A 12,168-nucleotide genomic window follows, 5' to 3' on the forward strand; every position below is an offset into this window, starting at 1 on the left:
TCCAATTTTTTCCTCGTAATTAAACCAGCCGGGTGATTTATTCCCTACTAATGCTTTACAGTGTTCATGATCCGCTGACCAAATTGCGGGGAATTAAGGATAGGGGAATAGATGACCACTTACGACGTTTATGGCCTGGGCAATGCCCTAGTAGATATTGAATGCGAAGTTTCAACGGAAGTATTGGAGGAGCTTGGGGTTGATAAAGGGGTAATGACCCTATTGGAAGAGGCCGATCAACACCGAATTATTGAACGCTTAGACGGTCATCCCCTGAAACGTGGATGCGGTGGCTCGGCTGCTAATACGATGATTGCGGTCAGTCAATTTGGTGGTAGAGCTTGTTACTCCTGCAAAGTTGCCAACGATGAGCCAGGGCAATTTTATCTAGATGATTTAATTCGCTGTGGTGTAGCAACCAATTTGCAGCAGCATCAACCTGAACCAGGTGTTACGGGGAAATGTCTCGTTTTCGTGACGCCAGATGCTGATCGGACGATGAATACCTTTTTGGGCATTTCAGGTCGTTTCTCAGAAAGCGAGCTGTTGCCAGATGCGATCGCATCCTCCACCTACACCTATATCGAAGGGTATCTCGTTACCTCTCCTCAAGCCAAAGCCGCCGCCATAAAAGCCCGTGACCTAGCAAAAACGGCAGACAAAAAAGTCTCCCTAACCCTTTCTGATTTCAACATGGTCAACTTCTTTAAGGAGGGGTTGCTAGAGATGATTGGCCCCGGCTTAGATTTAATTTTTGCCAATGAAAGTGAAGCGCTGAAAATGGCTGAGACAAACGATATTTCTACAGCCATCGAATATCTCAAAACTTTGGCAACCTGCTTTGCCATCACCCGGGGGCCCCGGGGCTCATTGATTTATGATGGTCAACAAATATTAGAAATTGCCCCCACCCCAGTTAAAGCCGTAGACACAGTGGGTGCCGGAGACATGTATGCCGGCGCGGTGCTCTACGGCATCACCAACGGTATGGGTTATGCAGAAGCAGGCCATCTCGGATCGGTTGCTGCAGCCAGACTCGTCGCCAGCCTCGGTCCTCGGATGCCCACTGATGTAACCCGTAGTCTGTTAAATGAAATACTCACACCGAAGCACTAACTGAGTCCTAATCCAGCCCCTCAGCCAACTGGGGCATATGTAACTGAACACCGCAAAATATTTTCCTGACAAACTTTTTCAGCTTAAAAAATCCAGATAGAATAGTAAATTCGAGCACCAGTTGGTCAATACTTCTAAATACTGCGTTTTAACTCATACATGACGGGGGGTCAATAGGATGAGACGTTTATTGAGATGGGGGAGTTTATCTCTCATTCCATTAACGCTAGGAACCATGGCAAAGCCAGTCCAAGCCCTAGACTCAGTGCAATTCTTACTAAACGAGGGATTTTGCCAAGCCTGTACCCTTTCCAACTCAGATCTGTCTGGATTAGACCTCACCGATGTCAATCTCAGCCATGCTATTCTCACCAATGCCAACTTAACAGGGGCTAATCTCTCAGGGGCCAATCTCTCAGGGGCTAATCTCTCAGGGGCCAACTTAAGTGGTGCAGACTTAACCAATGCCAACTTAACCAACGCCAACCTTGACCAAGTCAATTTAATCGGTGCCCGTCTGAACAATACCAATCTCGCGGGAGCTAATGTTCAAATTTCGGCTGCCGCACAGGCCCCTTATGCCGTCGAGTCTTCCTATGTAAGTGCCTATAATCCACCCGCGGAATACGCTACCCCTCCAATCAGCCCTGTTGCGTCAGCGGCTCCCACTCAACCCCCCCCTAACTTTGGCCGCGTATTAAACCCTCCTAAGCAGGGATATCAACCGCCAACAACTGTTGCCACTCGCTCAGCACCATCAATCCCCGCGTCACAGCCTCAGCCCATTCCCACTCAACTAGCAGATACAGCCCCTGATCAAAATATTGGAGGAGCAGACGAGCCCAATCCAACCGCCAATGTACTAACCACAGATGGGATTGGCATTATTGATGGCGGTACCGTTCCCAAGGGTCGACTGTTAGTCAGTCTAAAAGGGGGGCCTCAAGGACTTCACAGCACCGTTCGCTATGGTATACTTGGCAACTTAGAAGCCCTGGGCTATTTGGATTACTCCTTTGGCTTCGTGGATGAGTCAGAGCAAGGCTTTGGCCTAAAATATCGGTTCTTAGATCAAGCCAAAGGAAAACCATTAACCATCAGCGCTGCGGTCAATATCGCCCTAACGGGAGAAACGTTTATCAACTATGCCACCAATAACCGCAATGAATTCCGTCAAAGGGGACTGACCAAAGCCGTTCCCACCCTCTTCCAGGGAGTCAATGGCGATGTTGGCAACAACCTAATCTACAGCTTTTCGCTTCCCATACACTACAACGCATCCGATAAGTTAAACCTTTGGCTGACGCCGACGTTTAGCTATGTCCAAGATAGAGATATTGCCGTAGGGGGCTTTAATTTTGGGGCTTCCTATGAAGTTGTTGACCATTTGAACATTATTGCTGAAGTAGGAGCCAATTTTGCCGGTAGGGGTAACACCTTTATCGGTAACACTCTAGAAGATGCTATTCCCTGGAATGTGGGGTTAAGGTATGATTCTTCTACCCTATTTGGGTTTACGCCCGGTAGTAAGCAACTTATTTTTGACTTGTATGCCAGCAATCGGGTTGGAACTTCTCCTTGGAACCAGCTGAGAGTCCGGGACCAAGACGAGCCGACCGTTGGCGTAGGTGTCCACCTGCTGTGGTAGACATCAAGGCTACTACCTTTTATCTCCCTTTTTGTCTGGTCGATTACGAGGTGGGACCGAACGACCTTTTAGAAATCTTTTTTCCAGTTGTCCCAAGCTCAGCCAAGTGACCGCAGCGGTAAAGATAAGGAGCGTGGCGGCAACGGACAATTTAATCGAGAAGAAGCCAAATCCAAACGCCAATAGCGGGGTCACAGTCCAGGCAACTAAGGTAAGGGCCACCATTAATGTCCGCAAGCGCTTCACATTCTTTAAGGCCTGTGAACAACTGGAACAGTTGACCGTATGGGAATGGTATCTATCCAATAACTGATCTCGGCTTTGGGCAGGCGGGAGGGATTGTCCCGGAAATGGATTGGCATGAAACTGTTCTTGCCATTGATGCAGCGCCAACACAAACCGATCGGCCCGGGTCGGCAAGTAAAAGGCTTGAGCAATAGACTTATCTTCCCGTGTCCGCTCCAGATAACGCTCTTGAAAATGCAAAAAAATTTGATCATCTTCCAAAATGGCATTCTGTCCTAGATGAGAAAGCCACCTTGGGGTGTGACTTATCATCCATGCCGGAAACTTGGAAGCAAATTGAAAAGGAAACCGGGCGAAAATTCGGCATTCCCCTTTGCGAATTGGGGTGGCATAGACAACAGTCAATGTTCGGCCATACTGACTCGAGGTCAGATCGTGCCACATCAATCCCGGCGCCACAAAAGTAGTAGTCTGTCTACCGAGCTTGCCTTGTCGGGGGCCTTCTTCCCAAATCCCTTCAAATCCCTGCTTTCCTGATTGTTGGACATCTAACTCTACAGGGCCAGCATTGTCGCGATTGCCTACAGAACGGTGGTGGGTATAGGGTAAGTGGCTGGGATCTAGGACATTTTCAAGTAACGTCAGTACGTCATAGGGGAGGTCACGGAAGCCATCCAAAATAATCCAGTCGTCTGGAGATTCCTCAATGGGGTCAACGATGGGAACTGGCGTGAGGGCAGCACGTTCAGCTTGCCCAGGATATACAAATAGCAGCCCCTGTTGAATACTAATCGGTAAAGATTCGACACATGCACGAGGGGAGGTTTCTGCAGAGCGTCCCTGTACTTGCTGAGGGATGCGCTCACAGTCGCCAGAGCCAGAAAAAGCCCAGCCGTGGTAGGGACATTCTAACCAACCATTTTCATCAATTCGGCCCTCAGAAAGCCGCGCTAACCGGTGGGGGCACTGATCATCAAATACTCGCCAAGTCCCAACATTCTGATCCCACCAAATCACCAAATCCCTTTCCAAAAGCGTGAAAGTCGACAATTTATCTTTGTCGAGGTCTTGAAGATAAGCGATGGGGTACCAAACTTCCTGCCAATCAAATCGATTTGGGTCATCACCACCCGCGGGCAAGTTCTTCAGTTCGTCACTGCGATCCAAAGCAACCGATAAATCGGACAGGTTCAGAGAAGATTTCTCAGCATCAACCAAGGGCAGGGCAGATTTCATAGGGAATTTCAGTTAAGGGGATTCATGTCTAAGAACAAGCTGAGTGCATTTCTGAGCCTAAATATTCCCCACCCAGGGGGCAACTCAATCCAAATGCTCTTAACTGCAATTTAGCAAAAAATCAAGTATTTGTGTTTTTTTGTTTCATTCACGGATTATGTATTGCAAAAATAGATCATTTATGCATTCTAAAGCCATCTTATCGCAGCAGGTCATCGACCAAACTCCCAAGCGAAGAGGCCAACCCCTCGAGAAGGGCAGGCCTCTTGCGATGTTATTTAAGATTTATCTTTAGAGCCTTTATTGAGCTGGCTCCAATAGTTTATGTTTATATATTGACAAATATTTCTTTATCTTTAGCCATCTATAACATTTATTTTATATTTTAACTTTTCTCAATACATATCGAGAATTACGGTGATCGGACGGTCCCTTATCCGTAAGGATAGATGCTGCTAAAAACACTGGAAGACTGTTTCACCTCCTTACAAGGGTCAGATCTTAAGGCCCTGCTTTAAAGTCCGATAGCTCCAAAGCTCAAATTTGCGCAGAAGACTGCTCTGACTCACAGGTTCTACCAGGATTGTAAACAACCCTAAGCGGTTTCCTGCCAGTACATCCGTAAAGAGACGGTCACCCACCATTGCCACCTGTTCATAGGGTAACCCCATTGCCGAGACCGCCTTTCGCAATTTCCGGCGTGAAGGTTTACTGGCCCCATAAATATAGGGAAGATCTAGACTTGTCGCAATTCTTTCAATTCTGGATCGCTTGATATTGTTGCTCACCAGCCACACCCGGGCTTTTAGCTTTATACCGGTAAGCCAAGTGAGGAGCTCAGGAGAAACATCCGTCGCCATAGAAGAGACTAGAGTATCATCAACATCCAGCACTAAACCTTTTATTTGATGCTGTTCTAATAGAGCAGGCGTCAATTGCAGAATAGACTCATTTAGCAGTAAGTCTGGTTGTAAAAGAGAAACCCAAGAAGAAGCTGGTGACATTAGGTAAACGCTAGAAAGACAAACTACAGATTGGTCGAATTTTGCTGCGCATCTTGCTGATCTCGGATTCTTGCCTGGGCTCGTAAATGCTCCGTGAGCGTCCGACTAAAAACATGGGTTCCATCATATCGAGCCACGAAATAGAGAAAATCTGTTTTTTCTGGAGCAACGGTTGCTTTTAGACTGGCAAGTCCCGGACTAGCAATCGGCGTAGGGGTTAAACCGGCATTGATATAGGTGTTATAGGGCGAGGGCGTCTCCACTTGAGCATAGGTCAGCGGTTGATCGGGGGTTTGAGTAATGCCGAGACCATACTCAATGGTCGGATCAGAGCCAAGGGTAATATTGTCTCGCAAACGATTCCAGAACACACCCGCAATTCTAGCTCGCTCATTTGCAACCACAGCCTCTTTTTCCACAATACTGGCTAAGGTCACCCAGTCGTTTAAGCTCAAATCCTCAAACCCACTCCGATTCTGATATACCGGTAATGCTGAACCTTGAAAGTGATCTAGCATTACACCAATCACGGCTTCAGGAGTGCGTTGGTCAACTGAAATCTGATAAGTGTCAGGAAAGAGAAAGCCCTCTAAGAAAGGAATCTCTTCTGGTAACCAAGGATAGCGATCCCGCGGTATGGTCTGGGTCGCTTCCAGAAATTCCTGAGCCGTGAACCAATCTAGATCTTCAAAATAAGCTGCCATCTGCTTTTGAGACCAACCCTCCGGCACTGTGAAGCTCACTTGCTGTACCTGTCCAGTCCAAAGTGTCTGGGCAATATCGGGCAAAGAGGCTTGCGGAGACAGCTGGTATGTTCCCGCATGAAACCCTCCAGAAGAATCTGATAGTCCTTTCCAGCGGGTCCAAATCTTCCATGCCGTTACGGAACGAATCAAACCTGACTCTGCTAGAATCTGTCCAATTTCATTGGCGGTCGCTCCGTCGGGAATATTAACCTGAAGCAGCGCTTCAGAGGATGGGGCATCACCTTGGATGGGAGCAGTCGCATTTTTCCACCAATACCAGCCTCCTCCTCCAACACCACCAACAATAGTCACAAAAGCAATGACCGAAGAAATGGCCAATTTGCGTAAAGGCAAGGATTTCTTTCTATTCACAGTCAAATTCAGGCATCGTCAATTCAATCAACAGTTAGTCTAAATCTTCCTTTAGACGTTCCTCCAATAGAGGTTGAAGCTTGGGTTGTAAGGATTGAAACTCTTTGGGGGAAAGAAGCTCTGGCTGCATCTTATCGCGCAATCTGACAACAAACAGCACTGGATCGATTGGAGTATAGATCGAATATTCTTGTTCCTCTTCAAAAAACGTTGCTAATAGCTGATATTCCTCTTGCTCCGTAAGGGAATCTCCTTCCTCCATTTCCAAAATCAAGATTTCCTCTTCGTCGATATCTGGCAGATCTCCCTCTACGGTCAAGGATAAAGCACTCCGCTTTAACTTTAAATTTTGCTCGGCTAATACAGCTTGAGCTGTTGGAAATATTTTGACCAATTCATCATCATCAATGGGTTGAATAATCTCATCCTCATCTTCATTTAAAACCCAACTAAAGACATCAACCGGGTAATCGACGGGGTTTAAAAGTGCATATTCTTCCTGATCAATTGGGACAGATACTTCTACGTAGCAAGTCAGAGAATGGCCTGCCTCATCCATCAACGTTACCGTGGAACGATCCATTTCCATGTGTGTTTTACCTCTACTCCCCAGATTAGCGACCACGCCAGTGCAGCCTATAGGCTTAAGTTTAGGGGGTAATGGACGGAATCGGTGAATAAATTAACCGAAAATCCGAAAAGCAAAGCAGACGAATCACTTACGGTACGGTTAGCCATGGTTTTTGATCCAGCCACCGTTGCAGAATCAAAGCTGCAGCTTTGCGATCAATTAATGCTCGATGCTTGCTCGCATTGACGCGTTGAGCCCGCATCATTGATTCAGCTTCGTGAGAGGTTAATCGTTCATCCACAAAATCAATCGGCAAATTCAAGGCTTTACCAATGCGAAGGGCTAATTTCTGAGTTCGCTGAGCCTGGGTCCCCAATTCCCCATCCATCGTATAGGGCAGACCAATGACCAAGGTTTGTACTTGCCGTTGTTCCACAAGTCGGCGTAAGGTCTCGACATCCTGGGCAAACGAGGTTCGTTGAATCGTGGTAATCCCTGTGGCAATTAAGCCGGTTCCATCACACCCTGCAACCCCAATTCGACGATGTCCTAAATCTAGACCTAAAGCGGAAATACGCTGCATATCCGATTCAGAACTCTTGGGGCCAGGAACGATGACGTAACCGCACTTGAGGGTGACGTAGAGCCCCCCCTGGCTTGGCCCTGCGATGTTTGGGAAAGGGAGGTGTTCGTGTTAACCAATAGGTCATCCGACCCGGGACTGGATTTTGGTTGGGCTGTAACCCTTGCAGCATATCGGACAACTGCAGTGCCTCAAATGAAATCGAACGAGACTCCCGAAGCTTATGCCAGACCGAACGGGACATCATCAGGGTTTGCTCGAGATCCTCAGCACCGATTTGTCGTAAATATTCCTCCCGTTCGGGCTGATAGTCTGTCGAATCTAGCCGCAGGGGCGCAGAAGGATAGGCTTGTGTCAACTGGGCCATATGGGCCAGTAACTCTGGATACAGCCAAGTGTAGGCGGGGTGAACCGTCAACTGAGCTTCGTGGGGTTGGGTGGCATTTCGACATAGGTTGATTTCAAAGTAACCAATTGCGGCCTTGCGCTGGGGCTCAAACACATAAGCTCTCACTAATTCTTGAGTTTGTCCCCACAACTGGATTCCAGACAGCAGCGTTTCTACCAAGTTCGCTTTGAAGTCTTGAATATGTCGATCGAACACCTGCCGAACCAGCGGTGGCATAGACGCCGTATCTAGTTGATAAAGCAAAGAGGCATCTGCATTGTTCACCGGTAGCAGATTGGGTAGTACGGGTTCTCGAGTCGCCAACTGGCTTAATTGCTCGGGGGCGACGGACCAGTAGGTGATATGCGCTAAAGGTTGAAAACCATTGTGGCGATAGAGAGCAAGGGCGGACGTCTGATTTACTTCGATTTCTGTCAACCAGGTGCGGGCTTCCCAAATATTTTCTAAGCAATAGCGAAGGAGTTGAGTACCGACTTCTTGTTGCCCATAGGCAGGCAGCACACTGATTTGATCAAATCGCCATGTACTTCTTGAATGATTAAAGGGAGAGACTTGAACCACGCCAGCTAGCTGATGTTCTTGCTCCCAAACATAGGTTCTGAGCTGATCGGAAAGTTGGTGAGGGAACAACCGCAGCAGCTTTAACAGTTCTGACCAACGATGAAGCTGATCCAAGTGTTGTTCATGACCATAATAGGTGCCCACACAGGCAAGGTCATGCTCTTCGACCAACAATCGCTTGATCGCTTCCAAATCACGGTACTGAAGGGGACGAATTCTAGGTTCTATCTTTGGCGCTAGTGAAGCCATACAAGTTGCTAACCTTGCAGAAGTGAAGGTCTTGCGAGTTGATGTGGGTGGACGAATTCTGACAAGCCTACTAATTCGCTCAGCAAAGCCAAGTCAAACCAATGAGCCATAAAAAACAAACCTAAGCATGTCAAACTGACTCTATGGTATCGGATCTCTCTCTAAAAAGGGGATAGGTACAACAAGTTTTCCGAGTTTTATCAAGGAAAATTTAGGTGATAAACGATCTCATTAGGAAGCATTAGGTCGAATCAGGACAACCGGCGTTTGCTCATCTGCATTTCCAGCAGGATTACTTCTCAGGGCTTCTTCTATCAGGGGCAATAGTGCATCCTTGGTGGCAGAGAGGATTTTTACTCTTTTCAGATCGTTCACATCAACGATGGCTGCGGCTAATCCTGTTTCTGCTTGAATTTGATTGACGACTTTTTGGGGGTCATCCGGGCCCAGGACAATAAACTGATCAAAGGGGGGAAGCGTTCCGGTGACATCATCAATCAGGCGGGCCTGTTCTCCCGCTAAACGGTAAAACATACCTGCCTGGCCAAATACTTTTGCGATCGCACCCACCACAAAAGCTAAAAACACCCGCACTGGCCCCTCAATATCCACCAGCGTTTGCATTCCACAAGCAGTCGCCAAACTAGACGTGGGTAAAAAGAAATAGACCAGCCGTTTAGCCACCCATCCAGGCTGAATCGTACTGGGATGAATCGTTCGTCCCTGCATAATGGCAACAGGTGTTTCCCCAATCGTGACAATATCACCAGACTGAGCGTGGGGGCTCACATAACGGCGCACAATATCTGGACAGGTGTCTAATTGCGTCAGTAAATGAGTGGGGATGGGTAAAACTTGTCCCCCCTGGACGGGCCGCCATTTTAGAGTTTGTGTGGGGTCAGGGAACCGTAACGGAATAACTTCGTGGTGAGTATTCGAGAGGCGACCTTTAGGCCCATAGGAAATATAGTTGACTTGCACCCAAGCCGCCTTCAGTGCCCTCAAATCAGGTCCAGTAATATCAAGAATGATTTCCGCAGCGGTTTGATAGCGAGATTTGACAATATATGCAAACCAATACCCATCTTCACGGGGTTCAACATCGGGATGCTTGGGAATAACTTTTACTTTATGGTGAATTTCATCTAGGCTGCCTTTAGATAAAAGGGTGACATCTACCGATAGCTCTGGAATCATCACCTCTAGCTTGCGAGTAGGGTTGAAAAAAGTTTGCTCTCCCACGAGTCGATAATGTTGAGGTTCACGGCTCTCAAACTGCCAATTTCCAGGCAGGGCCTCTAACGCATTTCCCTGACGGCGACGATGCGTCCATTCTAAAAGCCCCCAAGCCAAGAGAAGGACGACAACCATTCCAATTCCAATACTTTCTATGATCATTCCGCGTTTTGGATCCTTACTTTGAGACGCCTGAAAGACTTGGCAATTGTATGATGACTTTTACTTCACAGAAGAAAAAGTATCAGACCGAGATGATCATGCCATACGACAGACGCTTCTCCCAGTTATTCGCAAGTCTTCCTGATCATTCTTAATTCTCAGGACTTGTGGATTTGGAACCTGCAGCCAATGAGGGGAAATCACGGTGTTGATTGATGCCTGAGAGGAAAAGAGCATCCTGTTGTGAATACAGAACCAAAAGGTGTGATCTTCAATACAAATGTGCTAGGGAATAGGATAAGTTTTTCATTTTTTCCAGAATCACCATCCATGAAATTTATCCATCCGCTTGCTCCGATTATGGTTACTGCAATAGTTGCCGCGCCATTTCAGGGTGCCCAGGCCTTGAGTTCAGCCGAAGTGAGTGCGATCGCAGAAGCTATCACCGTCAGGATTGAGGGTCAGAACGCTGGGTCTGGGGTGATTATCAAGCAGCAAGCTGATGTTTATACCGTGCTGACTGCGGCTCATGTCGTTGCCACGCCCGATGAATATGATGTGGTCACAGTGGATGGTCAGCGATATCCCTTAACTTACAGCCAGGTTAAAAAATTCCCAAATATCGATTTAGCACTGGTTGAATTTACCAGCTCAAAAACCTACTCAGTGGCAAATTTAGGCGATTCAGCTCAGATTCGAGCAGGGGATTCAATCTATGTCTCGGGATTTCCGATGCCCACAACGGCGATTACAGAGTCTATCTGGACGTTTTCGGAAGGGAAAGTAACTGCGAATGCCAAACGACCGCTCGCCGATGGCTATGGACTGGTGTATAGCAACAATACCTTGCCCGGGATGAGTGGTGGGTCCGTCTTAGATAGCCAAGGCCAGCTGATAGGGATTCATGGGCGTGCGGATGGGGAGCGACAAGTCAAACGAACCGAGACGGTATATGTTAAGACCGGGTTTAATTTAGGTATTCCGATTAACACCTTTATGGCTTCGGTGACCAAGGTCAGCCCTTCGTTAGGATTTTCAGGACCAGTAGCCATTGGCGGAGCTGAATTAACCCCGGATGATCTATATGTGCAGGGGACTGATAAATTTCAGCGGGGGAACTACCAGGGTGCGATTGCAGATCTCAACCAATCCATCGACCTCAATCCCCAAAACGCCGTTGCCTACAACAGTCGGGGCAATGCTTATTTCGAGTTGCGGCAATACCAAGCTGCGATCGCTGAGTACGACCAAGCCATTGCCCTTAACCCAAACTATGCCGAAGCCTATTTCAATCGAGGGCTCGCTCACAAGCTCATCGGAAATAACGATCAAGCCAACCAGGATCAGCTGAAATCAAAACAGCTCCTAGGGGGGGAAGTCGAATCTTTGGAAAATAAAGCAGATCGCATTCAACAACTGTTGGATCAGAAACTCAAACCCTTTGAGCGGCTTGAGTAATTGGCTACAGATTCCCCCATGCCATACTGGTAGCAAGGTGCTTGAGGCAGGCGCGTATGATTGCAACCTACAAATGGACCGTAGAACGCTATCACCAGGCAATTGAAGCAGGGATTTTAGGCGATCAACCAGTGGAGTCAGACACCACATGCAAAGCAGGTGGCTTGATGAGTGGGGCCACCCCAAAGGCGGTCGTTCTACATCTAACTTATCTGTCTAGAACCGACCACTTGCATCGCTACCTTCCTGCTCTCGAATATAGCGACGAACAACTGACTCCTCAAATCCTACCGTTGATACCGCATAACCCCTAGCCCAAAAGTTCTCTCCATTAAAGTTGCGATGCTTACCATTAAACTGGCGGGCTATCGCTGAGGCACTCTTGCCCTTCAGAAAACCGATCACTGACGAGACCGAGTGCTTGGGAGGAATCTCTATCCCTCTTTTATCACTTTGATAGGAGAGTATCTGTAAGCTTGAAATTACGTTAGTGCATGGCCTAATGATTGGGTTCACTCCAAAAGCAATTACGTCGTTTCAAATTTCATCTATCTGAAGTGACAAAAGAGGG

General features: G+C 47.6%; 11 protein-coding genes and 1 pseudogene. 4 read left to right on the forward strand and 8 right to left on the reverse strand.

Annotated elements, in window-relative coordinates; all coding sequences use genetic code 11:
• Positions 1-111 precede the first annotated feature (111 nt).
• Together Q0991_RS01915 and Q0991_RS01920 are read left to right on the forward strand one after the other, a co-directional pair.
• A complete protein-coding gene (locus tag Q0991_RS01915; RefSeq protein WP_299484963.1) occupies positions 112-1,116 on the forward strand; it encodes an adenosine kinase in 1,005 nt (334 codons plus the stop codon).
• Between the two features lie 235 nt (positions 1,117-1,351).
• Positions 1,352-2,764, forward strand: a complete 1,413-nt coding sequence (locus tag Q0991_RS01920) for a pentapeptide repeat-containing protein (RefSeq protein ID WP_299484965.1) — start codon at positions 1,352-1,354, stop codon at positions 2,762-2,764.
• 12 nt (positions 2,765-2,776) lie between these two features.
• On the opposite strand, the gene Q0991_RS01925 is transcribed toward Q0991_RS01920, so the two are convergent.
• The 7 genes from Q0991_RS01925 to Q0991_RS01955 all read right to left on the reverse strand — a co-directional run bounded on the left by Q0991_RS01925 (position 2,777) and on the right by Q0991_RS01955 (position 10,139).
• A complete protein-coding gene (locus tag Q0991_RS01925) occupies positions 2,777-4,246 on the reverse strand; it encodes a Rieske 2Fe-2S domain-containing protein (RefSeq protein WP_299484967.1) in 1,470 nt (489 codons plus the stop codon).
• 494 nt (positions 4,247-4,740) lie between these two features.
• Positions 4,741-5,250 (reverse strand): YqeG family HAD IIIA-type phosphatase, encoded by a 510-nt coding sequence (locus Q0991_RS01930; protein WP_299484969.1) that lies wholly within the window; start codon positions 5,248-5,250, stop codon positions 4,741-4,743.
• A 23-nt stretch (positions 5,251-5,273) separates the two neighbouring features.
• Positions 5,274-6,374 carry an endolytic transglycosylase MltG gene (gene mltG, locus Q0991_RS01935; protein ID WP_366524872.1) on the reverse strand — a complete coding sequence of 367 codons (1,101 nt, stop codon included), beginning with the start codon at positions 6,372-6,374 and terminating at the stop codon, positions 5,274-5,276.
• Positions 6,375-6,402: 28 nt separating this feature from the next.
• On the reverse strand, positions 6,403-6,957 hold the full coding sequence (locus tag Q0991_RS01940; RefSeq protein WP_299484973.1) for a DUF3727 domain-containing protein: 555 nt from the start codon (positions 6,955-6,957) through the stop codon (positions 6,403-6,405).
• A gap of 130 nt (positions 6,958-7,087) precedes the next feature.
• Positions 7,088-7,522 (reverse strand): Holliday junction resolvase RuvX, encoded by a 435-nt coding sequence (ruvX, locus tag Q0991_RS01945; protein ID WP_299484975.1) that lies wholly within the window; start codon positions 7,520-7,522, stop codon positions 7,088-7,090.
• A 7-nt stretch (positions 7,523-7,529) separates the two neighbouring features.
• Positions 7,530-8,741, reverse strand: coding sequence for a GNAT family N-acetyltransferase (locus tag Q0991_RS01950; protein WP_299484977.1), 1,212 nt, complete (start codon positions 8,739-8,741; stop codon positions 7,530-7,532).
• Positions 8,742-8,972: 231 nt separating this feature from the next.
• Positions 8,973-10,139: a F420-0:Gamma-glutamyl ligase gene (locus tag Q0991_RS01955; protein WP_366524873.1), complete on the reverse strand. Its 1,167-nt coding sequence runs from the start codon at positions 10,137-10,139 to the stop codon at positions 8,973-8,975.
• A 330-nt stretch (positions 10,140-10,469) separates the two neighbouring features.
• On the opposite strand from Q0991_RS01955, the gene Q0991_RS01960 reads away from it, so the two are divergent.
• Together Q0991_RS01960 and Q0991_RS01965 are read left to right on the forward strand one after the other, a co-directional pair.
• Complete coding sequence (locus tag Q0991_RS01960; RefSeq protein WP_299484982.1) at positions 10,470-11,597, forward strand: trypsin-like peptidase domain-containing protein; 1,128 nt, start codon at positions 10,470-10,472, stop codon at positions 11,595-11,597.
• A 56-nt stretch (positions 11,598-11,653) separates the two neighbouring features.
• Complete coding sequence (locus tag Q0991_RS01965) at positions 11,654-11,911, forward strand: hypothetical protein (RefSeq protein ID WP_299484985.1); 258 nt, start codon at positions 11,654-11,656, stop codon at positions 11,909-11,911.
• Here Q0991_RS01965 and tnpA read toward each other — a convergent pair.
• Positions 11,814-12,035 (reverse strand): annotated as a pseudogene (gene tnpA, locus Q0991_RS01970) (IS200/IS605 family transposase); the annotation flags it as partial. The gene Q0991_RS01965 and the pseudogene tnpA sit on opposite strands and share 98 nt — an antisense overlap.
• Positions 12,036-12,168 lie beyond the last annotated feature (133 nt).

The sequence above is a fragment of the Acaryochloris sp. IP29b_bin.137 genome (genome assembly GCF_028285745.1).
Taxonomy (GTDB): domain Bacteria; phylum Cyanobacteriota; class Cyanobacteriia; order Thermosynechococcales; family Thermosynechococcaceae; genus Acaryochloris.